Source organism: Actinoplanes sp. NPDC051475 (assembly GCF_040689425.1).
Classification (GTDB): domain Bacteria; phylum Actinomycetota; class Actinomycetes; order Mycobacteriales; family Micromonosporaceae; genus Actinoplanes.
The window spans coordinates 36,443-62,423 of the sequence record NZ_JBFAZZ010000018.1 but is presented as its reverse complement, the minus strand read 5'-3'; the positions used below and the strand labels follow the sequence as shown (position 1 = coordinate 62,423).

Sequence of the window (25,981 nt, the reverse complement as noted above, 5' to 3'; positions counted from 1 at the left end):
GGCTGGAGAAAACGAGCCGGTTGCCGGGACAGTCGTTGCTGAGAAGCGCCGCATACGTCGTCGCTGTCGGCGCCGTAGCGTCAGGCGGCGCGGTCCGGGAGGCTGCGGGCGAGGTGCCCGGACAGCCAGTCGAAGGCCGGGGACGCCATCCGCCGCCAGAGCGTGGGGCTGTGCCCGCCACGCGGCAGCTCGACGGCGGTGACGCTGAGCGGTGGCCGGGCCAGGCGTACGACGTCACGGGAGCCGTCACGGGACTCGGTGTCGTCGGCGGCCCAGCCCACGTACAGCGCCACCCGGGGCGGCGGCAGGTGCCGGAGCCGCCAGGAGATGTTGTTGGTGGTGTGCTCGCTGCCGTCGCCGATCGTGATCGCCGGGCGGCTGTCGCCGGACAGCGACGCCGCGGCCGCGTAGCGCTCCGGGTGCCGCAACGCGAGGTTCATCGCGCAGAAGCCACCGGCCGAGTAGCCGATCAGGCCCCAGGCGGCGCGGTCCGGACGGACCCGCAGGCGGGCGACGGCGTACGCGGCGACGTCTTCGGTCAGGAACGTCTCGGTCCGGGGGCCGCCGACGAGGTCGGTGCACTCGGTGTCCAGCATCCGCCGTGGCGTCTGGTACGGGAACAGCACCACCGTCGGCGCCATCCGCCCGGCGGCCATCTCCCGGTCCAGGTGGCGCAGGACGTCGAGCCGGCGGATCCAGGTGCTCGGCGAACCCGGAAACCCGTGGAACACCTCGATGACCGGGAACCGGAGGCCCGCACCTGCGGCGGTGTCGTACGCGGCTGGCAGGTAGGCGCCCATCGTGAGGGTCAGGCCGCTCGCCCGGCCGGGAACGGTGACGGTCAGCAGCCGCCCGCCGCCGGGCCGGAGCGGGATCCCCGCCGACAGCGACGCCCCGCGCGCCGGCTCGTCGATCAGGTCGGACCACGACGGGTACGCCACGGTCAGCCGGTTCAGTTGCACGGCGGACGTCGCGGCCAGCAGAACCACCACCAGCGCGGCGACAACCGTACGGCCGAGCAGCCGGCGCCCGTCCCAGAGGTATGCCAGCGCAAGCGTGGCGAGCAGGACTGCCACGGCTCCCAGTGCGACCGTGGCCGGGGAGTCGATGGTCATGGCCGCAGCGGCGCCACCAGCGGCGCCGGAAGTCGGTCGGCGGCCTCGGCGAGGGCGGCATCCCATCCACCGGTCGCCGTGACCACCGTGGTGACGTCGAGATCGGCCTCGCCGAGCCGGCGGGCGAGCTCGCGGTGCGGCCGGTCGGCCACCAGTGCCCGGGCGTGGCCCGTGACGCGGGCCAGCCGCGGAAGCCGGCCGATCAGGCGGGTCACCTCGGTGGCCTCCCTCGGGGTGAACGCGACGGTCACCACGTCCGGGACCACCCGCGCCGCCGCTCGCACGGCCTCCACATCGGCCGGTCGGCAGAGAACGACGATCACCGGGAACGTGACGTGGGGACGTTCGGCGTACCCGACCGGCACGACGATCCCCTCGCCGGGCGGCCGCTCGCCCCTGGGGCGGTCCGAGGGTGCGACGACGACGACCGCCTCCGTCCCGCCGCCGGTCAGGTCCCGCCAGGAGGGGTAGAACGCCTGGTAGCGGTTCACGATCAAGCCGGCCGTGGTGACCACCAGAAGTTCGGCGAATACCAGTCCGACGGTACGCATGACGACCCGTCGCCGGAGTCCGCCGCGGGACCATGTGCGCACGGTGACGGTCAGGGCGCCCGCCGCCAGGCCGCCGGCCAGCAGGATCAGCGGAATGCCGGTCAGCCTCACGGGGCGGGCTCCGCGAGCCGCCGGCGGCGCGACGGCAGGAAGGCCTCGGCGCTGAGCGCGGCGACCGCGATCCGCGGCAGGTCCCGGCCCGACGGGAAGCACAGGAAGCGCGGCTGCCAACTCGGCTGGTACTTGGCGTTGGCCTTGTACAGCGAGTCGATCTGCCACAGCCCGGACATGGCCCGCAGCAGCCGCGCCCAGATCCGGACGACCGGCCCGGCGCCGAGCTGCTCGGCGCGCGCGAGCACCGAGCGCAGGACCGCGAAGTTCAGCGAGATCTTGGCGACGCCCAGGCCGGCCGCGGCCTCCACGGCACTGACGATCATGAGCTCGGTGACGCCGTTCTCGGCGCTGCGGTCGCCGCGCATGAGGTCGAGCGACAGCCCGGTGTCGCCCCAGGGGACGAACTGCAGCAGTCCTCGCATCCGGCCCTCGCCGTCGCGGCACAGGACCAGCACACAGTCGCCGTCGGCGGAGCTCCCGAACCGCGACAACGCCATGGAGAAGCCGCGTTCGACACTGTCCTGCCGGAACGCCACCGCGCAGTGGCGGGCCTCGGCGAGCGCGGCGTCGTCGAGATCGCTGCGCCGGACGACCTCGCACGTGTAGCCGGCGCGGCGCACCCGTGCCACGGCCTGGCGGACCGTACGCATGTTCCGGCCCTGCAACGTGAAGCCCTGGACGTCGAGGATCGCCTCGTCGCCGAGCTCGATGGCGTCGAGGCCGAAGCGCTGGTACGCCGTGCCGCCGGCCGTACCGCAGGCGAGAACCGCCGGTGTCCAGCCGTGCGCGTCGCAGTCGGCCAGCCACGCCGTGATCGCCTCGGGCCACGCGGAGGGGATGCCCACCGGATCGCCGGACGCGAGGCTGACCCCGTTGACCACCCGGTACGCCACCGCCGCGCGGCGCGACGGGGCCCAGATGAACGACTTGTCCGGCCGCAGCGCGAAGTAGCCGAGGGAGTCGCCGTCGCCGTGCCGGGTGAGCAGCGTACGCATCTGCTGCTCGTCGTCCGGCTCCCAGCCGGCTCCCCGGGTCCCCGGGCGCAGCAGCACCACGGCACCGGCGGCCAGACCTAGGAGCCCGAAGGCGCCCGTGGTCAGGTCCACAGTGGTCGCAGCGATCGCGTGGTCGAAGTGCACCGGGCCGCTGACCCCGACCATTCCCAGGGCGACGTGCTCCGCCCACCGTGCCGGACCGGCGCCACCCGTGACCTGGCCCGCCCGCAGGGCGATCTCGGCGAAACCGAGCACGAACCCGGCGCCGAGGAAGCCGGCGCACGCCCCGAGGGCCCGCCACCGGTTCCGCAGGTCGCCGCGGGCGTAGAAGCGGTCCCGCTCGACCACGAGGACGACCAGCAGCACGGCCGCGACCAGGGCGGAGGCCGGAGTCGCCTTCGCCAGGTGCAGGACGACGCTGAACGCACAGAGCACAGTGGTCAGTTGCCAGGCCCGCCGTTTGCCGCGCCGCAGGCCGGCGCCCAGGTACACCAGGAGCAGGCCCACGACGGCGAGCGCGGCCCGGGCGGTCACCATGCCCGCGGTCGGCATGAGGTGGGCGAGCGCCGCCATCCGCTGATGCCAGGACGGCAGGATGGCGGTCACCGCGTCGAACAGGCCTACCACCTGGACGCACCGTGCCACCACGGCCCGTGACGGCGGCGGCCGCCACGAGACCGGATGGGCGGAACTCCGCGGCACACCACGCTCCGTCGTCACCGCGGCATCCCGCGTGTTCACCGACATCGACAACCTCCCCGTATCGCAGCGAACCCATAGTGGCTGCACCGCCGCGTCCTGGCGTCGGCCGACGGTAGGGACCTGGCGCAAGGCCCTACGACTTTCGACCGATGCCGGGATAAACCCTGAGGCAACTCAGGGTCGCCACGCGGCGAGGTGCCCCATAGCGCCGTTTCGCCGCTTCTGGAGGGGGCCGGCGACCCCGGAGGTGCCGCGCCGGAGATCCGGGGTGAGCGCGGGTCGGACCCGGATGTTCCCAGCCTCCGCCCTGCCTAGGTTCAGGTTCGACACAGACATCGAGCAGGGGGACCAACGATGCAGAGGCGACCGGTCACGGTACGGGTAGCGCGGTGGAGCGCCGAACACCCATGGCGCGCGGTGGCGCTGTGGATGGTGTTCGTCGCGCTGTGCTTCGTCGGTGGCAACGCCGCCGGGCTCCAGGAGGCCACGGCGAAGGACATGTCGGTGGGCGAGTCCGGCCGCGCCGGCGTCATGATCGAGGAGGGCAAGTTCGCCGACGAGCCGGCCGTCGAGAACGTCCTCATCACCGCCCGCTCAGGGGCGCTCGACAAGCGCGCCGCCGGCGATGCGGCCAAGGCCGCGGCGGCCCAGCTGCGGACCGCGCAGGGGGTGGCGAAGGTCGGTGACGCGATCCCGGCAACCGACGGTTCCGCGCTGCTCGTGCCGATCACGATGAGCGGCGATCCGGAGACCGCCTCCGACCGGGTGGAACCGCTGCGCGCGGCCACCGAGAAGGTGCAGCAGCAGTATCCGGGCCTGCGGGTCGAGGAGGTCGGCGGGCCGTCCATCAACAAGGCCCTGAACGACACCCTCGGCAAGGACTTCAAGCGCGCCGAGTGGCTGAGCCTGCCGGTGACCCTGGCGATCCTGATCATCGCGTTCGGCGCGCTGATCGCCGCCGGCATCCCGGTGCTGCTGGCCCTGTCGTCGGTGGCCGCCGCGATCGGCCTCTCCACGCTGGCGTCGCACCTGATCCCGGCCAACGACTCGACCTCCAGCGTCATCCTGCTCATCGGCATGGCGGTGGGCATCGACTACTCACTCTTCTACGTCCGCCGTGAACGGGAGGAGCGCGCGAAGGGCCGCGGTCACGTCGACGCGGTGGAGATCGCCGCGGAGACCTCCGGGCACGCGGTCGTGGTCTCCGGTACGGCGGTCGTCATCGCCATGGCCGGCCTGTTCCTCGCCAACGACGCCATCTTCTCCTCGCTGGCCGTGGGCTCGATCCTCGTCGTCGCCGTCGCGGTGATCGGCTCGCTGACCGTGCTCCCCGCCCTGCTGGCCAAGCTCGGCCGCTGGGTCGACCGGCCGCGCGTGCCGCTGCTGTGGCGCCTCGCCGCACGCCGTACGACCCCCGACGGCCAGGTCCAGCCCAGCCGCTTCTGGTCGGCTGTGCTCCGGCCCGCCCTGCGCCGCCCGCTGCCGACCCTGCTGGTCAGCGTCGGACTCCTGCTCGCCCTGGCGGGACCCGCGCTGGGCATGCAGCTCAAGTTCCCGGGCACCGAGGACCTGCCGCGGACGACACCGGCCATGCAGGCGTACGACCGGCTGACGGCGGCGTACCCGAGCAACGGCACCCAGCACAGCGTTGCGGTGCAGGCGCCGGCCGACCAGGCCGAAGCGGTGAAGGCCGCCCTGACCCGGCTGGCCCGGCGCACCCAGGGCGACCGGCTGTTCGCGCCCCAGGAGCAGACCGGCCCGGACATCGAGGTCTCGCCGGACAAGACAGTGACGGTGCTGTCGGTGGCCACCCCGTTCGCCTCCCGCAGCGACGAGGCGGTGCAGTCCCTGCACCGGCTGCGCGAGGATCTCGTGCCGGCCGCACTCCGCGGAGTCAGCGGCGCCTCGTACGCGGTGGGCGGCGGCGTGGCGGAGAGCGAGGACTACGCCTCACACGTGTGGCACAAGCTGCCCATCGTCGTCGGGTTCGTGCTGCTGCTGACGTTCCTGGTGATGGCGTGGACGTTCCGGTCGGTGGTGGTCGCCCTGACCTCGATCCTGCTCAACCTGCTGTCGGCCGGGGCCGCGTACGGCCTGCTGGTCCTGGTCTTCCAGAACACCTGGGCGGAGGGTCCGCTGGGCTTCACCTCGATGGGCGCGATCGTCACCTGGCTGCCGCTGTTCCTGTTCGTGGTGCTGTTCGGCCTCTCGATGGACTACCACGTCTTCGTGGTCAGCCGGATCCGCGAGGCGGTCCTGCGCGGCGTGCCCAACCGCGAGGCCGTCGCCGAGGGCATCACCGGCTCAGCGGGCGTCGTGACCAGCGCCGCGATCGTGATGGTCGCCGTGTTCTCGATCTTCGCGACGCTGTCCACGATCGACATGAAGCAGCTCGGCGTGGGTCTCGCGGCGGCGATCCTGCTCGACGCGACCCTGATCCGGGCGGTGGTCCTGCCCGCGCTGATGACGCTGCTCGGCCCGGCGAACTGGTGGGCGCCGAAGCTGCTGCGGGGTCGCGGTAAGCACGCCACCGGCGGTCGGGGCCCCGTCTCGCCGGCGGCCGAGGAAGAGCCGACCGGCGAGCTGGTGGGGGCCAACTGACCTTCATCGGTACGCGCACCGGCCGGGAGTCAGTTGCTCCCGGCCGGTTCCGTCCGCGTCCGGGCGAGGTAGACCGTGTTCGTCGAGAGCCGTCCCTGCAGTGGGTTGTCGAAGGCGACCACCTCGGCGCGGGCGGTCGCGAAGACCTCGCTCAACAGGGCGGTGAACTCGTCGTCGGGCGGGTCGTTGGACCAGAGCCCGAACACGCCGCCGGGGTGCAACCGGGCCGCCAGCCGGCGCAGGCCGTCCGCCGTGTAGAAGTCCGCATGCCCGGGATGCAACAGGTGGCGGGGGCTGTGGTCGATGTCGGCCAGCACCGCGTGCACGGGCCCGTAGCCCGCCGGGTCCGCGCTGAGGGCGAAGAAGTCGGCGTGCCGCAACCGGCACCGCGGATCGGTCACCAACGCCTCGGCGAACGGCAGCAGCCGCTGCCGGTGCCACGAGATGACCTCCTCCAGCGCGTCCACGACGAGCAGGGACCGTACGCGGGGGTCGGCCAGCACGGCATCCGCCGTGTATCCCAGCCCGAGCCCGCCGACGACCACGTCGAGATCGCCGACGGCGTCCAGCTCGGTCAGGCCCAGCCGGGCCAGTGCGATCTCGGCGACGGTGAACAGGCTGGACATGAGGAACTCGTCGCCGAGCTTGACCTCGTACACGTCGATCTTGAGCATCGGGTCCCGGCGGCGGCGCAGGCTGAGGTCGCCCATCGGGGTCTGCTGGAAGGCCAGTTCCGCGAATCGCATGCTCATTCCGCCCATGCTGCCAGGTCAGGGCGGCAGCGACCCCGTTAGCGGTCGGCGCAGTGGTCGAGCCGAGATGCCCGTCCGGGCGCCGGGAGCGCCGATCAAACGAGAATCGCGACGTCGCGACCCGCGCGTGGCGGCTGTGTCCTGTTGCCAGCACAACTGGCATCGGGCAACGGATTGCTCACCCCCCGTACGGGTGGAACCGTTGCGCGAGTCGCCATGTGCCTGCCTTCCCGCAGGTCAAAGCGGGAATCGGAGGCCGCCACCCTTGTCCGGAATCTTCGTGAACTACCGGTCCGACGATGACGATTTCGCCGCGGCGCTCGTGGACGATCACCTGCGCGCCGTCTTCGGGGACCACAACGTCTTCAAGGACACCCGATCGCTGGAGGCGGGCACCGACTTCCCGCCGGAACTGTGGCGCCGGCTGCTGTCCAGCCGGGTACTGCTCGTCCTCATCGGACGGCGCTGGCTGGCCCTGACGGACCGGAGCGGGTCGCGGCGCATCGACCGGGCCGACGACTACGTACGGCAGGAGATCGAGGCCGCCCTGCAGTCCGGGCTGCGGATCATCCCGGTGCTGCTCAACGACGCGTCGCTACCGGCAGCGGACGAGTTGCCGGCCCCGCTGCACGGGCTGGTCACGCGGCAGTTCGTGCGGCTGCGCCAGCGCCACTCCGGCATGGACCTGTCGCACCTGGTCGAGGCGGTGTCCTCGAGCGTGCCGCCGCTGCCCGCACCGGCACCCGACGACGGACCGGCTCCGGCGCCGAGCCACGTGGAATTCCACCAGGGCGGGGTCTGGGCCGCGGGCGCGACGATCAACGGGGACGTCGTGGCGCACGACAAGCACGTGCACGGCGGCAGGTCGTGAGTCCCGACCCCGGGGCCGGCGCGACGCCGCCGGTGCAGGCCGCGGCCCCGGCGGCCGCCGTGCCCCAGCAGCCCGCGGCCCCGGCTGACGGCCCGCGCCGGATCAGGGAGGCCGGCACCGAGGTCGCCGCCAACGCCGCGCAGCCGCGCAAGGCCGCCGAAGTCAACAACCTCCGGCGCGAGGCCGACGTCGTGTTCGCCTCGGGCGGCGCGTACTTCGGCAGCGCCACGATGGCCGACAGCGTGGCGCGCGACAAGATCGTGTACAACTTCGCCGGGCCCGGCGCCCGGGCCACCGTGGTCTACCGCCTCGACGCCAACCACGTACGCCTGGTCCGGGAGGCGTTCGTGGCCGACGCCGCGTACGCCGGACTGCTCGGCCGCTGCCGCGGCCGCAACGTGATCATCCTCCAGGCGGCCCGCGGTTCCGGGCGCGGCACGACCGCCCTGCGCCTGCTGCTCGACCACCACCAGAGCGAGATCTACGGACTCACCCCGGACGTGTCGCCGGACGAGATCGGGAAGGCGGTCCGCGGCAGCGGCGGCTATCTGATCGAGAACCTCGACGACCGGCGGATCCGGGAGCTGAGCGCCCTGACCCTGCACGACCTCGACGCGCGGCTCGGGTCGCTCGGCGCCAAGCTGGTCGTCACGATGTCGGCCGGGGTGACACTGCCCGACTCGGGCGTCCAGCGGTTCGTCGTGCAGCTCGAGAGGCCGCCGGCGCACCGGGCCATCCTGGAGAGTCACCTGCGGTACCGGCTCGGCGCGGCCCGCGCCGACGACCTGCTGAGGCGGCCGGGCCTCATCGCGGTGTTCGACGACGTCGTGACGGCGGACTCCGCCCGGGAACGCGCCGCCGAGTTCGCGATCCACGTCGAGGATCTGCTCGCCCGCGGCCGGCTGGACCTGGAACTCCTGCGGGCGCGGATGAGGACGTCGGTCACCGCCGAGGTGGAGACGTGGTTCAGCGGGCTCGCCACGCCGTCGCTGAAGTACCTGGCCATCGCAGCGGCGCTGCTGGACGGCCTGCCCTACCAGACGGTGGTGGAACCGGCCGAGTCGCTGCAACGCCGGTTGGAATCCGCGCCCGGCACCCCGGCGCCCACCTCGGCCACCGATCCGTTCGCGACCGGGCGTACCCATCGCATCCGGGAGATCCGCGCGCAGATCGTGCAGACCGAGGTCATGACCCGGCTGGGCAAGGTGCCGGCCGAGGTCATCCACTACCGGGACCCGGCGTACCCGCGGGCGGTGCTCGAACTCGTGTGGCGCGAGTACGACGAGCTCCGCGGCGCGCTGCTGAGCTGGCTGAGCGACCTGGCGAACCACCCTGTCGACGCGGTCCGGGTACGCGCGGCCGCGGCCGTCGGGCTGATCTCCACCACCGCGTTCGACCACATCAGCAAGGTGGTGCTGCGCCCCTGGGCCGCCGACCACAAGGAGAACAAGCGGGAGATGGCCGCGTACGCCCTGCAGGCCGCCGGCCGGTCCACCCGGCTCCGGCAGCAGGCGCTGGCCCTGGTGGACGAATGGATCGCCGGACCGTCCTGGCAGCTGCACGCCACCGCCGCCCGCGTCTACGGCTCCGCCCTGGGCACGACGCTGCCCGAACACGCCTTCAAGGAGCTCGACCGGCTCTCCGAGAACGACGACCCGGACGTCGCGTTCGCCATCGGATACAGCCTCGCCGAGCTCATCGACGCCGACCACGCCCACGCCCTGCCGGCCACAGACATGACGGTGCGCTGGATGCGCAGCCGCCACCAGGGCCGGAGCGCCACGGGCGAAATCGCGTTCCTCACCCTGGCCGCCGACCTGGTCGCCGTCCCCGAGTCCGGACAGGGCGGCTGGCCGCTGCTGCTCCAGCTCGCCACGGCCGACCGCGCCCTGCACCACAGCGTGGCGTCGGCCTGGGACGTCACCCTCAACGGTGCTCTCTTCCACGAGTACGCCCAGGACATCGCGGGTGCCTGGGCGGAACTGACCGAGCCGGACCCGCGGGCACGCCAAGCGCTGGCCCTGATGCTCGCGGCCGCGGCCGTGGGCAACGACCGCACCGAGAAGATCGTCCGGTGGATGGCCCGCGGCTGGATGACCGGCCCGGGCGCCGTCCGGGCACCCCGCACCGCGCAGGCCGTCCTGGCCGCCTTCTGAACCGGGAGCCGTACCGATGTATCCGCATGCGGGCCACCACCCGCCCTCGTCCCTGATAGTCAACGAACAGCCGGTGAACCGGATGAAGTTCACCGGACCGGTCCTGCGGGCCGGGGTCGCAGCCGTGTACTCGCGGGCCGACGGCACCGTGGTCGACCTGGGCCGCCGGCTCTCCTTCGGGGAGGCGCTCAGCGGCACCTACCGCACGATGTACGAGGTCGACATGTCCCGCCACGAGACGCACATGTCGAGCGGCGGCTCCGACCTGCCGACCCGCGACGACCGGTTCTCGTTCGTGGCCACCGTGACCGTCGGCTGGCAGGTCAGCGCCCCCGACGTCGTTGTCCGCGAGGGAGTACGCGACGGCGGCGCAGTCGTCACGCGCCGGGTTCTGAGCCTGATGCGCGGAGTCAGCCGCCGGTACGAGATCACCGACTGCGAGCAGGTCGAGCAGGAGATCAACGACCTGCACCGCTCGGGGCCGATCGCGATCCGGGAATTCGGGCTGACGATCGACCACATCTCGGCGTTCGTGACGCTCGACGACGGCGCCCGGCGCTACCTGCAGCAGCAGGTGGCCATCGAACGGGAGCGGGACCTGGGCCGGCGCAGCCACAACCTGAACGTCGAGGCGCTGGACAACGAGCACGACCTGGAACGCCGGCGCATGGACGCGGTGCTCAACGGCGTACAGGGTGAGCTCGGGCTGATCGCCCTGCATCTGCGCCACCACCCGGACGAGGGCCTGCAGGTGCTCCAGATGATGCACAACCGGCAGCAGGAGCTCGAGCAGCACCAGCAGGCCCGGTTCGCCAGCTCCGACGAGCTCTTCACCAAGATGCTGGACGCCGGGCTGGTCCAGGCCGCGGACGTGGAGGAGATCCGGCGGCAGGTGCTGCTGAACACGCTCAGCATGGTCGGCGGCGCCTCCGTTCCGGCACAGGGCGCACCCGCGCAGCTGCCCCCGGCTCCTTCTCCGGCGCCGGCCCAGGCGTCTCCTGCAGCGCCGGCCCCGGCGTCTCCTCCGGTGCCGGCCACCCGGCCCGCGCCGCCGGTGCGGGGGCGGGGCGGCAGTCCGGCCACCCAGCCCGCCGCCCAGCCGGCCGCCCAGCCGGCCGCCCAGCCGGCCGCGCAACCGGCCGGTCCTCCGGCTCCCGCGCCGGATCCCAACGGCGTCGGTGGCTGGCGGCCGCGGAAGGGCTCGCAGCCCGGAACAGGCGCCGGTTGACGTGCGATCCCTCTATCTGCTGGTCGTGATCGTCGTCATGGGGAGCCTGCTGGTCGGCTCGATCCTCGCCATGGTGCTGGCCGAGCGCCGGTCGTCCGGCCCCCGCAGGCCGCGCACCCGGCACCGGCTCCGGCTCCGGCTCCACCGCCACGCCACCGTCGCGAGCGGTGTGCACCCCGTCCACACCCCGCACCCACGACAGGAGCCGCCCGTGCACGCTCCTCACCAGAGTGCCCGGCCGTCCGGTGCCGGCCCGCAGAGCGGTCGCCTGCTCGACCCACCCCCGCCGGGACCCGACGGCCCGCCGGCGGCCGCACCCGCCGCTGCCCCTGCACCAACACCCGCCGCTGCCCCTGAACCTGCCCCGGCACCTCCTACGTCGCGCCCGGCGGTGAGCACGGTAGAGAAGGCGCTGGTGCCGGAGCAGGCTGTGGCGCCCCGCTTCGTGCCTGGGTCGCGGGCCTCGCAGATGCCCTGGCTGCTCCCCATGGAGAGTGCGTCCCCGTCCGGCGTAGCCGCGGATCAGGCCCGCCTGCGCAATCTCGAGGTCCGGGCGGCGTCGGTGATCGGCGCGGGTCACCGGTGCGAGGAGCCGGTGAAGCCGCGGCAGGACGCGTACCGGGTGGCGCGCGACCGGACCGGCCGGCATCTGGTGGTGGCGGTGGCCGACGGCATGTCCGACAGCGCCCGCTCCGAGCTCGGCGCCTCGGTGGCGGTCGCGACCGCGGTGGCATTGGTACGGCGACACCTCGACGGCGGCAAGGACGTGGCCGACCTGCGCGCCCGGGAGCTCTTCGGCGAGGTGTCGGACGCGCTGGTGCAGGCGGCGCGGGACCGGCGACTGGACCCGGCCGACGTCCGGACCACGCTGGCCGTCGCGGTGCTGCCGGCGTACCACGCTCCCAAGGAGGTGGCGACGGCGTGGGTCGCGCAGATCGCCGACACCCACCTGTGGCGGCTCGACGACGACGGCTGGCAGTGCCTCACCGGCGGCGCCAAGGACACGTACGACGGCAGCGTCCTGGACGCATTCCTGCCCCATCGCCCGGAGGCGGCGCGGGGAGCCACGTTCGACTACGCCGGCGACGACACGGTCGCCGTCCTGTCCGACGGGGTGGCCGACGCGTTCGCCGAGGTGAGCGGGGCGGCCGAGTGGTTCGCCGAGCGCTGGCGCCGGCCGCCGCCGCTCGCGTCGTTCGTGCTCGACGTGGACTTCGAGGCCAAAGGGCTCCAGGACGACCGGACCGCCGTGGTCGTCTGGGCGGGAAACCAACCGGCGACGGGCGGAGCCGCGCGGCGATGAACCCCCGGACCATTCCCGCCGTCCTGGACGTGAGCCGGCTCGGCCCGTTGCCGTCCACACCGGACTTCGACAAGGCGGGCGAGAGCGACGGCATCTGGCGGGTGCCGGCCTTTCCGGGCCACCTCTTCAAGCGGCTCAACGCCGAGGCGGCCCGCAAGATCGACAGCGTCGCCCTGGACCGGCTGGTCGCGCAGCCGCAGACCCTGACCGACCCCGGCGACCGGAGGCTCATCGACGAGGCCACCTCCTGGCCCGCCAGCCGCATCGTGGAACGGGGAGCCACGATCGGCGTACTGACCCCGGAGGCGCCCTCCGCCTTCTCGGTCAGCTGGCTGGCCAAGGCCCGTACCAATCCCAACCGGTACGGCCCGATCCCGGTGGACTACCTGGCCAAGCCGAACTCGTGGCTGGCCGAGCGCGGCATACCGCAGCAGTCGGCGGCGGACCGTGCGGCCACCTGCATGAGCCTGGCCCGGGTCGCGTGCCTGTTCGAGCGGTGCGGGATCGTGTACGCGGACTGGTCCTACGCGAACGCCTTCTGGCACCCGACCCTGCACATCGTCTACGTCTTCGACCTCGACGGCTGCTCGTACGGCACCCGCCCGCATGTCTTCACGCCCGAGTTCGAGGACCCGCTGACCCCGGATCAGAGCCCGGTCGACGCGTACACCGACCGGTATCGGGTGGCGTTGCTCATCGGCCGCATGCTCACCGGGATGCGCCGCAAGAACGAGGTGTACGCGGCGCTGGGAACCATGTCCGACGCCGTGCCGCAGACGTTGCTGCGCATGCTGACCGCCGGGGAGCGTACCGACCGGCCGACCCTGGCCGACCTGACCCGCAGCTTCGGCCAGCCGGTTCCCACGGCCCGGGCCGCCGACGCGACCGGGGTGGTGACCTGGCGGCCGCGCCGCGACTACAACGGGTCGCGGACTCCGAATCCCTCACCCGGTTCGGTGGCACCCGCATGGCGGCCCCGCCGCGACTACAACGGGCCACGGACTCCCGCCCCGGCACCCCGCCCTGCCACCGGCCCCCGCTCGGCCGCCGGTCCCCGCCCGGCCACCGGCTCTCATCCGGTCGTCGGGTCTCACCCGGCCACCGGCTCTCACCCGGCCACCGGCTCTCATCCGGTCGTCGGCCCTCGTCCGGTCGCCGGCTCGGGACGGGCACCTGTGCCCGTCAACAGGCCGGTCCCGCCCGTATCCCCGAGATATTCGCCGCCCCAGACGACCCGGCCCGCCCCCTCGGGCGGTGGGGCCGCCGGCCCGGTCCTCGCCGTGCTGGTCCTCATCGTTCTCGTCGTGCTCTGCGCCTTCGCCATCTTCTGACAGTCCCGAAAGGACCCGGCCGTGATCGACCCCGTCGTCAAATCGAAGTGCCTGCCCGCCTACGTCGTCATCGACACCTCGAGCTCCATGAAGCCGCAGGAGCAACTGCTGAACGAGACCGTGGACCACGTCTTCGACGTCCTGGGCAACAGCCCCCGCGTGTCGGAGTTCGCCCACATCTCGATCATCACGTTCAACACCGACGCCCACGTGGTGCTCGAGATGGCCGACATCGACCAGGTGGCCAACCTGCCGATGATCACCTGCGAAGGCACCACCAACTACGGCCGGATGTTCCAACTGGTCAAGCAACGCATCGACACGGACGTCACCGCGCTGCACGCCAGCGGAAGGGCGGTGCTGCGGCCGGCGGTCTTCATCCTCACCGACGGCGCACCCATGGACAAGAACTGGGCCGCCGACTTCGGCTCGCTGACGGACAAGATCTTCCGCAGGAGGCCGCACATCATCTCGTACGGGTTCGGCACCGCGAACCCGGCGGTGCTCGGCAAGATCGCCACCAAGGCGGCCTTCATCGCCACCGACGTCGACAACGAGAAGGAGGCCATCGTGAGCATGCTGACCAGCCTGCTCAACACGCTGGTCACCTCGGCGAGCGCCCAGGAGTTCCGCATCCCGGAGCAGGCCGACGGCTACGAGCGCGTACCGATCGAGTTCGTCGACTGAGCCGCTCAGGTCCCGCAGAACGTCCGGTAGACACCGAAATCCCGCGGCGCGGGAGCGGCGTAGCGCTCGAGGCCGGGGCGCTCCTGGTAGGGAGCGCTCACCGCGCGTACCAGCCGATCCAGCGGTTCCAGATCGCCGTCGGTCGCGGCCGCGAGCGCTTCCTCGACCAGATGGTTGCGAGGAATGTAGACCGGGTTCACCCGATCCATCGCCGCAGTGTCCGGGCCCAGGGCTCGCCACCGCGCCAGCCAATCCTCGAACTCCGCACCGAGCTCCCCGTCCCCCGAGAGGGACCGGAAGAACGAGGTGTAGTCGACACCGCCCTTGTGGAGCAGGGTGAGCAGCTCGTCGACCAGCGAACGGTCGACGTCACCCGTCAGCCCGAGCTTCTGCCCCATGCCGGCCGACATCAACTCGTCGTACCGGGTGCGGAACCGCCCCAGCGCCGCGACCGCCGCGTCCTCGTCGTCGTCCAGCAGCGGCAGCAGCGCCTCCGCGAGCCGCGCGAGGTTCCACTGCGCAACCAGCGGCTGATTCCCGTACGCGTACCGCCCGCCGTGGTCGATGGAGCTGAAGACGGTGGCCGGATCGAAGGCATCCATGAAGGCACAGGGCCCGTAGTCGATGGTCTCGCCCGAGATCGTCATGTTGTCGGTGTTCATGACCCCGTGCACGAACCCCACGAGCATCCACCGGGAGACGAGCGCGGCCTGAGCGGCCACAACAGCCTCGAGAAGCGCAAGGTACGGCCGCTCGGCGCCGACGGCTTCAGGATGATGCCGGCTGATCGCATGGTCAGCCAGGCGCCGCAACAGGTCGAGGTCGCCGGTGACCCGTGCGTACTGGAAGCTGCCGACCCGCAGGTGACTGGCGGCGACCCGGACGAGCACGGCCCCGGGCAGCGGCGACTCCCGGTACACCGGGCGCCCGGTCGCCACCACCGCCAGGGAGCGGGTCGTCGGGATACCGAGGGCGTGCATGGCCCGGCTGACGACGTACTCCCGAAGCATCGGGCCGACCGCAGCCAGCCCGTCACCCCCGCGGGCGAAGGGCGTCCGCCCGGAGCCCTTGAGATGCAGATCCCGAAGCCGGCCGCTGCGGTCGGTGAGCTCGCCGAGCAGCAACGCACGGCCGTCGCCGAGCCGCGGAACGAAACGACCGAACTGATGCCCGGCGTAGGCCTGAGCAACCGGGGTGGCCGACTCGGGAAGTGCGGTGCCGAGGAGGAAACCGAGGCCTTCGGGGGTGCGCAGCCACGCGGGATCGAGGCTGAGGTCGGCGGCCACCGACTCGTCCAGCACCAGCAGCCGCGGCTCGGGAACATCCTCGGCCTGCCACGGAACGGCCATCCCGGAAAGCTCACGAGCGAAGCGGTTGCCGATCATCACCCCTCGAGGGTACGTCCGGCGGCTCCTCGACCCACCGTCGCCCGACCGCGACGTAGGCGGCGTCGGCTCGGTCCACGACCAGGATGGTTTCTCCTGTACGCCGGGTACGCGGAGTCGGATGATCCACACCCAGGACGCGGATGCGCTGACCGCTCGCCTCGTCCCGTAGCCGCGGGATCCCGACGAACTCACCGCCCTGCGTCGAACCCACAGCGATGAGCCCGCCGCGCGTCGAAATGTCGAAGACCTCGTTCACGAGGAATTGCACTGCTGTCATGGCGGCTGGTCCTATACCTCGCTGTCGTACGCCTGATCTTCGACGGCTGCCGCCCAGCCGGCCACTCGGCCTCGCGGAGATCGCCCGTCCGCCACCTTGGCGCGTGTACGCGATACGCCGATTCGCCCCTCCCGAAGCCTCCAACCGGTATGAAACGGTGTCCTTGAGACCTGAGGAGGCTCCGATGGCCGCGACGGACAACCGCGACAGCGCCGACCTGAAGCTCGAGGTAGTCACCCTCCCGGTCAGCGATCTCGCCCGGGCGAAAGCGTTCTACGCCGGCCTCGGCTGGCGGCTCGACGCCGACTTCGTCCTCGGCGGCGCGCGGGCGATCCAGTTCACCCCGCCGGGCTCCGCCTGCTCGATCCACTTCGCCACTGACGCTGCGCCCGGTTCGGCTCAGGGCTTGTTCCTCGTCGTTCCCGACATCAAGGCCGCCCGGGAGCAGCTGGCCGCGCGGGGTGTGCAGGTCGGCGAGATCTTCCACCGTACGCCGGAAGGCCAGGCCGGCGGGCCCGCGCCCGACGGCGCCTCGTACAACTCGTACGCCACGTTCAGTGATCCGGACGGGAACGGCTGGGTGCTGCAGGAGGTGACCTCCCGCCTGCCCGGCCGCATCGACGGCGCCGGGACGACGTACTCGTCGGTGAATGATCTGGCAAGTGCCCTCCGGCGGGCTGAGGCGGCTCATGGGGAGCATGAGCAGCGCACCGGCGAAGCCGATGAGAATTGGCCCGATTGGTACGCCGAATTCCTCGTCAGCGAGCAGGCCGGGACGGAACCTCCGAAGTAGACGGGCGGCGGCCCCAGGCTACGAAGACGAAGAGCGCGAACAGCACCATCGGCGTGATCACCAGCGCGCCGCCGTGGAGGATGAACGCCTGGGTGATGGTGGCCCCCACCATGAGCAGCGCCAAGCCGGCCGCCGCCAGGCCGGCGAGGCGTGGCACCAGCAGCCCGATGCCGCCGGCGAGTTCCACCAGGCCGATGAAGTAGCGGAACCACGTCGCGGCGCCCATGTCCTCGAAGGTCTGGACCGCGTACGCCTCCCCGAAGAGCTTGGGCCCGGCCGAGGCGACGATGAAGAACAGCGCAAGGGTGATCTGGAGTGCCCACAGCGTGCGGTGAAGTCCCCGGGCGAGCGGTGCGGGTGCGGCGTTGACGGCGGTCATGACGATCATCCCCTTGTTCGAGTGGTGAGTGCACCAACTCAGACTTCCGGGGCGCGCCAAACTCATCGCCGGCCGGAGAAAATGTCGTGGCCGACCCCGGCGCGATCACTCTCTGCGTACCCGTGATACTCATGCCGATTGATTTTCGGTCGACTGCGAAACCGTCCGACGCCGGGGTGACGCGGTCGTGATCATGGGGGAAACATGGGGAGCAAGCGTTTCGCGGCAGTGGCCGCCGTCGCCTTTGTGGTGGTCGGAGGCTTCGCCGCGCCGGCCCGGGCGGCGGAGATTCTCAACACCGCCGTCGTGGCTGACGGCACGCTGACGGCGATCTTCAAGGACACCGAGGCGAACAGCCAGATCGACATCGACCTGCAAGACGGGTACGTCGTCATCGCCAACCGGTGGGGCTGGCTGGATCCGGGTGCGGGCTGCACCGCCGTCGACGGCCGGACCGTGCGCTGCAAGGCCGACGTCATCACCGGCGTGTCCGTGGCGGCCGGGGCGGGCGACGACACCATCACGAAGACGGCGAGTGTGCCCGGCGTCCTCGACGGCGGCCCGGGTGACGATGTGATCAAGGGTGGTCCCACCGGGGGCTCGGGCTCGAACCGGCTGATCGGTGCGGCGGGCAAGGACTGGCTGGTGGGCGGCCCCGACCGGGACGTGCTCGACGGCGGCCTGGACGGCGACCTGTTCGGCAGCGACGGCGGGTACACCACGGTCAGCTACGGCTCCCGTACCGCGCGCGTCGTCGCCGGCATCGGCAAGGGCAGCGGTGGCGAGGCCGGCGAGGGCGACGTCATCGACGCGAGCGTCTGGGAGATCGAGGGTGGCTCCGGCGACGACGAGCTCACGGGCGACCTTGGCGTCGCCCAGCGCAGCCACTCGCTGCTGGGCGGCCCCGGCAACGACCTCCTGACCGCCGGCCACGAGGGCAACGTCCTGGTCGGCGGCGACGGCGACGACGTCCTCAAGGCCACGTACGGCGTCTACGCCACCAGCGAGTTCCGCGGCGGCGACGGCCGGGACGAGGTCACCTACGCGGGTCGTAACGAGAAGCTCTCCATCACCCTCGACGACGTCGCCAATGACGGCAACGGTCGCGACAACGTGCACAGCGACGTCGAGAACCTGACCGGCGGCTGGGGCGCCGACACGCTCACCGGCGACGACGCCGCGAACACGATCGACGGCGGTGGCGGCGACGACGTCCTGGTCGGTGTGGGTGGCAACGACACCCTGGACGGTGGCTACGACAGCGACACGATCGAAGGCGGCGACGGCGACGACACCATCCCGGCCGGCCCGGCCGACCGGGCGGCCGACACGGTGCACGGCGGGGCGGGCACCGACACGGTCTCGTACCGCGACCGGAGCGGCTACCTCAGCATCACGCTCGACGGCGTCGCCAACGACGGCCAGTGGATCGGCAGCGGCTGGGAGGGCGACAACATCGGCACCGACGTGGAGACCGTCTACGGCGGCGCCGGAAGCGACACCATCGTCGGCAACACCGGTTCGAATCACCTGTACGGCCTGAGCGGCAACGACACCATCAACGGTGTCGACGGCATCGAGGGCAACGACACCGTCGACGGCGGCGACGACACGGACGCCTGCACCGCGGATCACGGGGACGCCAGCGCGAACTGCGAGTCGTAAGGCGCCCCTTCGTGCGGCTACCCAGCCGACGGTAGCCGCACGAGCAGGCCCGCGCCGCCCAGGTCGCTTTCCACGACCTCCAGCGAGCCGCCATGACCGGCGCAGATGTCGCGGGCGATGGCCAGGCCCAGCCCGGATCCGCCGGCGTCGCGGGCGCGGGCATCGTCGAGCCGGGTGAAGGGCAGGAGCACCCGTCGGCGGTCGGCCGCAGCGATGCCCGGCCCGTCGTCGGCCACGGTTACGCGTACCGTTTCCGCGGCGGGATCGGGTCCGACGGTGACCGTGACGGCGCCCCGGGCATGGCGTTCCGCGTTGTCCAGCAGATTGCGCAGCAGCCGGTCCAGCTGCGCCCGGTCGCCGGCCACGATGGCAGGACCCGTCACGTCGCAGCTGACCCGGATCGGGCCGGCACGGCCCCGGTCGGCGACCTGGTCACGGGCCAGGGCCGCCAGATCGACCGGCTCACGGGGGACCGCGACGGCGGCCTCCAGCCGAGCGAGCAGCAGCAGATCCTCCGCGAGGCGGTGCAACCGTCGCGCCTCGGTGGCCGCCTCCTGGATCACGGCGGCCTGGTCGGCGGGATCGGGGTGGGCGGCCGCCACCTCCAGAATCGCCCGCACGCTGCCGATCGGGGTACGCAGCTCGTGCGCCGCGTCGGCGATGAATCGGCGCTGGCGCTGGGCGGACGCCGCCAGCCGGTCCAGGGTGTCGTTGAACGTCACGGCGAGCCGGGCGAGGCGGTCGTCGGAGTCCGGCACCGACAGCCGCCGGTCGAGCCCCCGCGCGCTGAATTCTGCCGTCTGCGCCCGCATCCGCTCCACCGGTCGCAGCGCCCGGTCCGTTGCCAGCCACGCCACCAACGCCACCAGGACCACTGCCACCGGTACGCCGGGCGCGAGCAGACGATCGACACGTGCCACCGCACGCTCGGCCTCGAACGGCAAGACCATGACGTACAGCCGGATCGGCGGGGTGTAGAGGGGCTTGGCGCGCAGCCCGAGCTGGGTCAGATCCCAGGGGGTGTCGAGGTCGGTGTCGGCGTACAGCACGGGATAGGTGCGGTGCGCCAGCCTCCCCCGGGCGCCGGGCGGCGGGGCGCCGAGCCGTACCGAGCTGTCCTGCGGCCGGTAGTCGACGACCCGGCCGGTCGGCGGCGCGGGCAACAGCGTCCGGTCCGCGACGTACGGCTCCAACTCCTCGCTGCCTCTGCGCACCGTCCCGTCGGCGGAGACCAGGAGGTAGGCGACCGTGTCCGACTCCGGGACCGAGGACTCGCCCAGACTGAACGTGACGAAAACGTTGAGGTCGTCCTTGTCGAGCGAGGGGTTGCCGACGATGGTGTCCTGCAGACTCAACACCATCGTGCGGGCCTCCTGCTCGGCGGCGCGCATCCTCTCGGCGTACACGATGTGCCGAAGCCACAACCCGGCACCGAGCAGCAGGAGACTGGCCGCGACGCCGGCGGCGAACGCCGCGCGGACCCGGAGGTCACGCACCGAGATCCTCCAGCCGGTACCCCACGCCGCGCACGGTGTGGATGGTCCGCACCCCGAAGGGAACGTCGATCTTACGGCGGAGCGCACTCACGTACACCTCGACGATGTTGACGTCGCCGTCGTGGTGCAGGTCCCAGACCTGATCGAGAATCTCCGTCTTGCCGACCACCTCGCCGGGCCGGCGGATCAGGGTCTCCAGGACACCGAACTCGCGCGGCGTCAGCTCCACTGCCCGGCCCGCCCGCTGACAGGTGCGCGCCGCGGGGTCGAGGACGAGGTCGCCGACGCGCAAGTCCGGCGCCGCCCCACCCTTGCGCCGCAGCAACGCCCGCAGCCGCGCCACCAGCACCACGTACGAGAAGGGTTTCCGCAGGTAGTCGTCGGCGCCGGTGTCGAGCGCCTCGGCCTCGTCGTACTCGCCGTCCTTGGCGGTCAGCACGAGCACCGGGGTTGTGTCCCCGAGGCGGCGTAGTTCTGCGCAGACGCGGTACCCGTTGAGGCCGGGCAGCATCAGATCCAGCACGATCGCCGCGTACCGCTGCTGCGCGGCGTAATCGAGCGCCGCCCGGCCGTCGTGCACGAGATCGACGGTGAAGCCGTGCGCCTCGAGGCCGCGGCAGATCGCGCCGGCCATCGCCCGCTCGTCCTCGACCACCAGAATCCGCACGTCGCCCAGCTTGACACGCCCTCGCGGCGACCCTGAAGACGATCTTCAGGCGGTTCAGGACCGGTTCAACGGCAGGTTGCCAGCCTCCACGCCGTGACCCTCCTCGACCCCGCCCCGCCGCACAGTGTCAACCGCGCGCGCCCTCTGTGGCCGCACCTCGTAGCCGCGATGTGCTTCGCCGGATATCTGACGGTGTCGCTCCGACAGCACTGGTTGATCCGTACGACCGGCTACGACCTGGGCATCTTCGAGCAGGCGGTGCGGGCGTACGCCGACGGCCGGCCGCCGGTGGTGGAGCTGAAAGGCCCCGGCTTCAACCTGCTCGGCGACCACTTCCACCCGATCCTGATGCTGCTCGCGCCGCTGTACCGGCTGTTCCCGACCCCGGAAACCCTGCTGATCGCCCAGGCCGCGCTGGTCGCGGTCTCCATCATTCCCATCGGGCGTACGGCGGTGAGCATCCTGGGCCCGATCGGAGGGACCTGCGTGGCGGTTGCGTACGGCCTGTCCTGGGGCCTGCAGGAGCTGATCGGCTTCGACTTCCACGAGGTCGCGTTCGCCGTGCCACTGCTGGCGTTCAGCCTCGAACGGCTGTTGCGCCGGCAGTGGCCCGCGGCGGTCGCCTGGGCGGTGCCACTGGTGCTGGTCAAGGAGGACCTCCCCCTCACGATCGCCGCACTCGGCGGATACCTGGTGCTGCAACGGCAGCGCCGGCTCGGCCTGTGGACGATGGCGTTCGGGTTGGCGACCACGGCGCTCGTGGTGCTGGTGGCCTTGCCCCTCTTCAATCCGGCGCACCACTACGCGTACTCGATGCAGGCAGGTTCCGGTACCCCGCTGTTCGACCGCCTGGCGACGCAGGCCGGTACGGTCATCGCGCTGCTCAGCGTCGGCGTGTTCGTCGCCGTACGGTCGCCTGTCCTATTGCTTGCGGTGCCGACCCTCGGCTGGCGCTTCCTGGCGGACAACCCGAGTTACTGGGGCACCGGCTTTCACTACAACGCGGTGCTGATGGTGATCGTGTTCGCCGCCTTTCTCGATGCGGCACGCTCCCTCGGCCGCCACGCCCCGGACGCGACCGCCTCGCGCCCGTCGGGTCGGCTCGGGGTCGTGCTGGCGGCCGGGTGCCTGGTCGCGTGCGCGGTGCATGCGCCGGGACGGCCGCTCCGAGCCGTGGTCGACCCTTCGTTCTGGCGGCGGGATCCGCGGGTGGCGGCGGCGCACGCGATCCTCGACCGGATTCCGGACGACGCCGAGGTGGCGGCGACGAACCGGCTCGTCCCGCAGTTGACGGGCCGCGCCCGGGTACGCATGTTCCCGCCGCCGGGCACCGCATCGACGGCGGAATGGGTGGTCGCCGATACGGCGGTGGACGACTGGCCGTACCGGACTGCGGAAGTAGGCGCCGAGGTGAGCACGCTGGGCGCCGCCGGCTATCGCACGGTCGCCGGCTCAGACGGATTCGTGCTGCTGCACCGGGTTCACCCGGATACGACCACCAGATAGGAGCTGGTGGCCGGGAGGATGTCGCCGACGTTGGTCACGATGGACCGCGCCTCCTGCGTCGAGATGCGGCCATCGACTTTGGCGCGGAGCGTCTCGTCGGCCCACGAGAGATCGCAGACCTGTTCCTTCTTACAGCTGAACGCGTGAGTGACGGTGAGTTCCTTGCGGTCGCCGGTGCACGTCTCGTCGCCGTCGACGCTGTCGGGATAACACAACCGCTCACCCGTGAGCCGGAACTCGAGCGCGACCGTGATGATCGGCGCCTGCTTGGCGCGACCGGCCGGCCCACAGCCGTACGCGGAGCCGGTCGCCCTCGCGGTGACCGTTACCGCGCGTGCCTCATCGGCTTTATCGCGAGTGCCGGTCGCTTCGATGCCGGCCTTCAGGTACGTCCGTTCTGAATCGGACGGATCGCCCGCGTAGCACTCGGAGTCGGCGGCGGGCTCCGTCGAAGCCCGCGCCGCAGCAGGCGGATCAACCGACTGCCACACCACACTAAGGGTGATCGCCAGGCCGAGAGCCGCCATCACGGCGCCCAATCGGTAGAGGCGTCTCCGCCCGAGGAACGGCAGGGTGGAGGTGGCCATGGGGGGGACGCTACAACCTCATGATCTCCGCCGTTGTCCTCATCACCCCCAGCCGTTCGCCCCGTGGTGCGTTAGGACACTATTGCCTTAGCGTTTCCGCGACATCTTGCCGCGCAGTTCAAGTTCATCACGCTCGACATCCGAGAATATGAGCACCTGATACTGCTCGAATGGCTCATGCGCGGCCGGAACTGCAACGACCCTCGACAAGAAGGCCACCGCCAAGAGGCCGCGTGTAGATCTGGCGCCAGGGCGGAGAGCACGGCGATGCCCTCGTCGCGGTAGGGGTAGACGGTGGCGCGGGAGATGCCGAAGCCAAGGCCCGGCAGCGTCATGTCCTCGGCCTTGCGAAACCGTCGTGTCCGAGGCCACCGGCCCGAACACGTCGCCCTGATGACGCAGCACGTCGATGTCGGCGAGCGCCTCACGCCGCCGGGATCAGCACCACGAAATCGACTACCACCCGGCCCGGTCGGCCCGGCCCGGTCGGCAAGCAACCGCGGCAGAGCCGCAGCGACGTGTGAACCGCCGGTGGCGACACGCAGATCCTTCGACCAGGCTGTAAAATGCACTCCGGAAGTGCCTCATAGTAGAGATCCTTGCAGATGTCGCAATTGCAAGGTAAAGCAGATCAACGCGCGGGTGCCGCGCCGTTTTCCGTGGGCTCGGCCTTAAGGACGTGTCTATCGATGGCTCCACGCCTGCCTCCAGCATCATCCGGTACGGCTACGTTTCGTCCGTGTCGTACCGAGTCAGCATCCATTCCTTGCTGAGAGCACCTCACTGTCGAACCTTTCGATTGTCTACAACGTACCGTTAAGCATGGGTGGCGATGTCGACCAAAGAATTGAGCCGGTTTCGTCCGGGGGAGTGCCGCAGCGGTCTCGTCGGGGTGGTCGGGTGTGCCCGTTGAGCAGCCGGCCGGTGGTGCTGTGACGGCGCCGGGATCGGGTGAAGGCGGGCGGGCTTGGTGGAGGTCGCGCTGGTCGCCGTCGTTGGCTGTGCTGGTGCTGCTGTTGTGTGTCGCGGCGGGTGTCCGGTTGGGTTTGCTGGTTCTGGAGTGGCCGGCGAGTAACAGCGACGAGGCCACGTTCGGGTTGATGGCGATGCACATCGCCGAGGGTCGCGAGGTCCCCAGCTTCATGTACGGCCAGTCCTACATGGGCACCGCGGAGGCTTACCTCGCCGCCGGTGTGTTCTGGGTGTTCGGTCCGTCGCTGATCGGGCTGCGGATCGCGATGCTGCTGTTGTACCTGCTGTTCCTCACCGCCATGTACGTCCTGGCCCGGCGCCTGTACGGCACCTCGGTGGCGTTGGTGTCGGTGGGGCTGCTGGCACTGGGCTCCCGCGAGTTGTACGGCCACCAGTTAGTGGCTCAAGGCGCGATCCCCGAAACGTTGCTCGCCGGCACGCTGCTGCTGCTGCTCGGCCACCGGCTGCTGGACACCCCCGACCAGCCCAGCCACGCGGGCGCCCAGCGGTGGCGGCTGCTCGGCTGGGGCGCCACCGCCACGCTCGGACTGTGGAGCACCGTACTGATCGCCCCGTTCGTGCTCACCTCCGCCGTACTCGTGGCGATGAGCCTGCACCGGCGGAAAGCCGCCATCCCCGGCAGGCTGTGGGTACTCGGCGCGGGTCTGCTCACCGGTGCCCTGCCCTGGATCCTGCACGACCTCACCCGCCCCTGGCAGGACAGCGGCGTGGTCAGCGTCATCAACATGTACCTCAACGGCGGCACCGGGCTCAACGGCGCCCAGTCACCCGGACTCGCCACCCAAATAACCAACACCGTGACGACCAGCCTGTCGTACGTCACCGGAGGCTCCGCCATCGCCCACCCGTACTCACGGCCCGCGTGGTTCTTCGGCTACACCGCAAGCTGGCAACCACCCACCGACGACATACCCTCCGCACTCTGGGGCATCGCCCTCATCGTGCTGTGGACCACAGGCTTCACCACCTGCATCCGCGTACTGCGCCACCGCCACCACACCCAGCAACAACACCAGCCGCAGCAGCAGCAGCGGAACGGGGACGCACCCACCCAGGCACAAATCTGGACCCGGCTGGCGATGCTGACCGCAGCCGCCCTGACCGTCGCCGCGTTCGCCGCCAGCCCCACACCAGGCGTCGCCCCCGCCAACAACTTCCGCTACATCATCGGCGTACTCATCGCCACACCCGCGGTCCTAGCCCCGCTGTGGCACCTGCGCAGCGCAGCACCCAAAATCGGCGCCCTACTCAAAAACGCCGTACTCATCCTCGTCGCGACCACCCTGAGCCTGGGCACCCTGCAAGCCTACCGAGACGCCGGCCAAGGCCCCACCGAAGCACCCCGCCGACAACTCATCAACGCCCTGCAACACGAAGGCATAACACACATCTACAGCGGCTACCTCGAATGCAACCGGCTGACCTTCCTCAGCCGCGAACACATCACCTGCGCCGTACTGTTCGGCGGCCCCACCGACGGCCTGCACCCCGGACTCGACCGCTACCAGCCCTACCGCACCGCAACCCAAACCGACCCACGAGCAACCTACGTCTTCCGCACTACAGACACCCGCAACACCGCCCTAGCCCGCTCGAACTGCAGCTGGCAAAAACACTGGAACCTCGCCGGCTACGAAATATGGCAACCAGCAGACCACTGCCCCATCCCAGCCGAGCACGCCCGATAACCCCTGCACGCGAGACACAGTTGCGAACACGAACATGAACCCGAACGTCGCGTCGAAGCCGCGCAGGTTTCGTGGTTATCGCCGACGCAGGGCGGGCGCCCACCACGGATGAAGAATCCGGAACGCCGGATAACCG

At 71.2% G+C, this 25,981-nt stretch carries 21 protein-coding genes; 11 read left to right on the top strand and 10 right to left on the bottom strand.

The annotated features are described in order from the left end of the window. Positions 1–80: 80 nt before the first annotated feature. From AB0368_RS31055 to AB0368_RS31045, 3 genes are read right to left on the bottom strand one after another with little or no spacing between them, the layout of a single operon-like run. Positions 81–1,115 (bottom strand): alpha/beta fold hydrolase, encoded by a 1,035-nt coding sequence (locus AB0368_RS31055; protein ID WP_366157565.1) that lies wholly within the window; start codon positions 1,113–1,115, stop codon positions 81–83. Further along, positions 1,112–1,777, bottom strand: a complete 666-nt coding sequence (locus AB0368_RS31050; protein ID WP_366157564.1) for a hypothetical protein — start codon at positions 1,775–1,777, stop codon at positions 1,112–1,114. The genes AB0368_RS31055 and AB0368_RS31050 overlap by 4 nt, the downstream gene beginning before the upstream one ends. Then, positions 1,774–3,420 (bottom strand): phosphatidylglycerol lysyltransferase domain-containing protein, encoded by a 1,647-nt coding sequence (locus AB0368_RS31045; RefSeq protein WP_366157655.1) that lies wholly within the window; start codon positions 3,418–3,420, stop codon positions 1,774–1,776. The genes AB0368_RS31050 and AB0368_RS31045 overlap by 4 nt, the downstream gene beginning before the upstream one ends. A 411-nt stretch (positions 3,421–3,831) precedes the next feature. Between AB0368_RS31045 and AB0368_RS31040 the strand changes: the two genes are divergently transcribed. Then, complete coding sequence (locus tag AB0368_RS31040) at positions 3,832–6,078, top strand: MMPL family transporter (RefSeq protein WP_366157563.1); 2,247 nt, start codon at positions 3,832–3,834, stop codon at positions 6,076–6,078. Positions 6,079–6,107: 29 nt separating this feature from the next. Here AB0368_RS31040 and AB0368_RS31035 read toward each other — a convergent pair whose 3' ends face one another. Then, positions 6,108–6,830 carry a spermidine synthase gene (locus AB0368_RS31035; RefSeq protein ID WP_366157562.1) on the bottom strand — a complete coding sequence of 241 codons (723 nt, stop codon included), beginning with the start codon at positions 6,828–6,830 and terminating at the stop codon, positions 6,108–6,110. Between the two features lie 265 nt (positions 6,831–7,095). On the opposite strand from AB0368_RS31035, the gene AB0368_RS31030 reads away from it, so the two are divergent. The 6 genes from AB0368_RS31030 to AB0368_RS31005 all read left to right on the top strand — a co-directional run bounded on the left by AB0368_RS31030 (position 7,096) and on the right by AB0368_RS31005 (position 14,406). Further along, positions 7,096–7,701, top strand: a complete 606-nt coding sequence (locus AB0368_RS31030) for a TIR domain-containing protein (RefSeq protein WP_366157561.1) — start codon at positions 7,096–7,098, stop codon at positions 7,699–7,701. Then, positions 7,698–9,857: a hypothetical protein gene (locus AB0368_RS31025; RefSeq protein ID WP_366157560.1), complete on the top strand. Its 2,160-nt coding sequence runs from the start codon at positions 7,698–7,700 to the stop codon at positions 9,855–9,857. Before AB0368_RS31030 ends, AB0368_RS31025 begins: the two co-directional genes overlap by 4 nt. Positions 9,858–9,939: 82 nt before the next feature. Next, positions 9,940–11,085: a hypothetical protein gene (locus tag AB0368_RS31020; protein ID WP_366157559.1), complete on the top strand. Its 1,146-nt coding sequence runs from the start codon at positions 9,940–9,942 to the stop codon at positions 11,083–11,085. A 1-nt stretch (position 11,086) separates the two neighbouring features. Beyond that, the gene (locus AB0368_RS31015; protein WP_366157558.1) at positions 11,087–12,388 is read left to right on the top strand and encodes a protein phosphatase 2C domain-containing protein; all 1,302 of its coding nucleotides are present in this window, start codon (positions 11,087–11,089) and stop codon (positions 12,386–12,388) included. Further along, positions 12,385–13,719, top strand: coding sequence for a hypothetical protein (locus AB0368_RS31010; RefSeq protein ID WP_366157557.1), 1,335 nt, complete (start codon positions 12,385–12,387; stop codon positions 13,717–13,719). Before AB0368_RS31015 ends, AB0368_RS31010 begins: the two co-directional genes overlap by 4 nt. 21 nt (positions 13,720–13,740) lie before the next feature. Continuing rightward, entirely contained in the window at positions 13,741–14,406 is a 666-nt protein-coding gene (locus tag AB0368_RS31005; RefSeq protein WP_366157556.1) for a VWA domain-containing protein, read from the top strand. A gap of 5 nt (positions 14,407–14,411) precedes the next feature. Here AB0368_RS31005 and AB0368_RS31000 read toward each other — a convergent pair whose 3' ends face one another. Beyond that, positions 14,412–15,791 carry a protein adenylyltransferase SelO gene (locus AB0368_RS31000; protein ID WP_366157654.1) on the bottom strand — a complete coding sequence of 460 codons (1,380 nt, stop codon included), beginning with the start codon at positions 15,789–15,791 and terminating at the stop codon, positions 14,412–14,414. Next, entirely contained in the window at positions 15,766–16,071 is a 306-nt protein-coding gene (locus AB0368_RS30995; RefSeq protein WP_366157555.1) for a hypothetical protein, read from the bottom strand. The genes AB0368_RS31000 and AB0368_RS30995 overlap by 26 nt, the downstream gene beginning before the upstream one ends. Before the next feature lie 184 nt (positions 16,072–16,255). Here AB0368_RS30995 and AB0368_RS30990 point away from each other — a divergent pair, with 184 nt between their 5' ends. After that, positions 16,256–16,864, top strand: a complete 609-nt coding sequence (locus tag AB0368_RS30990) for a VOC family protein (RefSeq protein WP_366157554.1) — start codon at positions 16,256–16,258, stop codon at positions 16,862–16,864. On the opposite strand, the gene AB0368_RS30985 is transcribed toward AB0368_RS30990, so the two are convergent. Next, the gene (locus AB0368_RS30985) at positions 16,830–17,243 is read right to left on the bottom strand and encodes a DoxX family protein (protein ID WP_366157553.1); all 414 of its coding nucleotides are present in this window, start codon (positions 17,241–17,243) and stop codon (positions 16,830–16,832) included. The two genes, AB0368_RS30990 and AB0368_RS30985, sit on opposite strands and share 35 nt — an antisense overlap. Before the next feature lie 204 nt (positions 17,244–17,447). Between AB0368_RS30985 and AB0368_RS30980 the strand changes: the two genes are divergently transcribed. Beyond that, positions 17,448–18,908 (top strand): hypothetical protein, encoded by a 1,461-nt coding sequence (locus AB0368_RS30980; protein ID WP_366157552.1) that lies wholly within the window; start codon positions 17,448–17,450, stop codon positions 18,906–18,908. A 17-nt stretch (positions 18,909–18,925) separates the two neighbouring features. On the opposite strand, the gene AB0368_RS30975 is transcribed toward AB0368_RS30980, so the two are convergent. Together AB0368_RS30975 and AB0368_RS30970 are read right to left on the bottom strand one after the other, a co-directional pair. Continuing rightward, complete coding sequence (locus AB0368_RS30975; RefSeq protein WP_366157551.1) at positions 18,926–20,404, bottom strand: HAMP domain-containing sensor histidine kinase; 1,479 nt, start codon at positions 20,402–20,404, stop codon at positions 18,926–18,928. After that, a complete protein-coding gene (locus AB0368_RS30970) occupies positions 20,397–21,071 on the bottom strand; it encodes a response regulator transcription factor (protein WP_366157550.1) in 675 nt (224 codons plus the stop codon). The genes AB0368_RS30975 and AB0368_RS30970 overlap by 8 nt, the downstream gene beginning before the upstream one ends. 93 nt (positions 21,072–21,164) lie before the next feature. Here AB0368_RS30970 and AB0368_RS30965 point away from each other — a divergent pair, with 93 nt between their 5' ends. Further along, on the top strand, positions 21,165–22,577 hold the full coding sequence (locus AB0368_RS30965) for a DUF2079 domain-containing protein (protein WP_366157549.1): 1,413 nt from the start codon (positions 21,165–21,167) through the stop codon (positions 22,575–22,577). Here AB0368_RS30965 and AB0368_RS30960 read toward each other — a convergent pair. Next, a complete protein-coding gene (locus AB0368_RS30960; RefSeq protein ID WP_366157548.1) occupies positions 22,553–23,164 on the bottom strand; it encodes a hypothetical protein in 612 nt (203 codons plus the stop codon). The two genes, AB0368_RS30965 and AB0368_RS30960, sit on opposite strands and share 25 nt — an antisense overlap. A 995-nt stretch (positions 23,165–24,159) precedes the next feature. Here AB0368_RS30960 and AB0368_RS30955 point away from each other — a divergent pair. Continuing rightward, complete coding sequence (locus AB0368_RS30955) at positions 24,160–25,845, top strand: hypothetical protein (RefSeq protein ID WP_366157547.1); 1,686 nt, start codon at positions 24,160–24,162, stop codon at positions 25,843–25,845. Positions 25,846–25,981 lie beyond the last annotated feature (136 nt).

What these genes read in the sequence shown, in the direction of transcription:
- AB0368_RS31055 (WP_366157565.1), bottom strand. Translation starts at nt 1,115, where the DNA reads ATGACCATCGACTCCCCGGCCACGGTCGCACTGGGAGCCGTGGCAGTC.
- AB0368_RS31040 (WP_366157563.1), top strand. Translation starts at nt 3,832, where the DNA reads ATGCAGAGGCGACCGGTCACGGTACGGGTAGCGCGGTGGAGCGCCGAA.
- AB0368_RS31035 (WP_366157562.1), bottom strand. Translation starts at nt 6,830, where the DNA reads ATGAGCATGCGATTCGCGGAACTGGCCTTCCAGCAGACCCCGATGGGC.
- AB0368_RS31020 (WP_366157559.1), top strand. Translation starts at nt 9,940, where the DNA reads ATGAAGTTCACCGGACCGGTCCTGCGGGCCGGGGTCGCAGCCGTGTAC.
- AB0368_RS31010 (WP_366157557.1), top strand. Translation starts at nt 12,385, where the DNA reads ATGAACCCCCGGACCATTCCCGCCGTCCTGGACGTGAGCCGGCTCGGC.
- AB0368_RS31000 (WP_366157654.1), bottom strand. Translation starts at nt 15,791, where the DNA reads ATGATCGGCAACCGCTTCGCTCGTGAGCTTTCCGGGATGGCCGTTCCG.
- AB0368_RS30995 (WP_366157555.1), bottom strand. Translation starts at nt 16,071, where the DNA reads ATGACAGCAGTGCAATTCCTCGTGAACGAGGTCTTCGACATTTCGACG.
- AB0368_RS30990 (WP_366157554.1), top strand. Translation starts at nt 16,256, where the DNA reads ATGGCCGCGACGGACAACCGCGACAGCGCCGACCTGAAGCTCGAGGTA.
- AB0368_RS30985 (WP_366157553.1), bottom strand. Translation starts at nt 17,243, where the DNA reads ATGACCGCCGTCAACGCCGCACCCGCACCGCTCGCCCGGGGACTTCAC.
- AB0368_RS30980 (WP_366157552.1), top strand. Translation starts at nt 17,448, where the DNA reads ATGGGGAGCAAGCGTTTCGCGGCAGTGGCCGCCGTCGCCTTTGTGGTG.
- AB0368_RS30960 (WP_366157548.1), bottom strand. Translation starts at nt 23,164, where the DNA reads ATGGCCACCTCCACCCTGCCGTTCCTCGGGCGGAGACGCCTCTACCGA.